Source organism: Methanosarcina spelaei (genome assembly GCF_002287235.1).
In the GTDB taxonomy this organism is placed as follows: domain Archaea; phylum Halobacteriota; class Methanosarcinia; order Methanosarcinales; family Methanosarcinaceae; genus Methanosarcina; species Methanosarcina spelaei.
Window position 1 is genome coordinate 1 of record NZ_LMVP01000413.1, and the last position, 440, is coordinate 440.

Consider the following 440-nt stretch of genomic DNA (forward strand, 5'->3'; position numbering starts at 1 on the left):
GTAGTGTCTACCATTTTCAGGCCCCCTTGCAAAGTCTCTTAAGGTTAGTTGGCTGTGCAGAGACATCGAACTTGATCTTCGGACCGGAGATAATCTTCCTCTTCTTCCAGTCAATTTCCCAGCCGTGCTCTTTTTCGAGTCTCTTAAGGAGTTCTTCACGCTTGGCAAGCGGGAGGTCAGCCTCGTTTCTGACAAACTTCCACCAGTCGTCCGGTTCTACACCAAGGTATTTCTTGGAAAGCTCCATCCAGTGGGTCAGCTTTATGGATCTGCCCATGCTATTATCGGACGGGCGGATGCAGGCTTTTGCCATCATCGGGATTGCTTCCTGCCAGGTTTCTGCAGTTGTCAGCAAGAATTCCGGTGCTGGTGGGATGTTCATCTCTGAGCCGTCTCTTGCATCATAGGCCTTCCACTTGGATTCGTCATAGTTTTTGGTA

The 440-nt window shown here is 49.8% G+C and carries 1 pseudogene; it reads right to left on the minus strand.

The annotated features are described in order from the left end of the window. Window positions 1-16: 16 nt before the first annotated feature. Window positions 17-440, minus strand: a pseudogene (locus ASJ81_RS15585) (CO dehydrogenase/acetyl-CoA synthase complex subunit alpha); the annotation flags it as partial.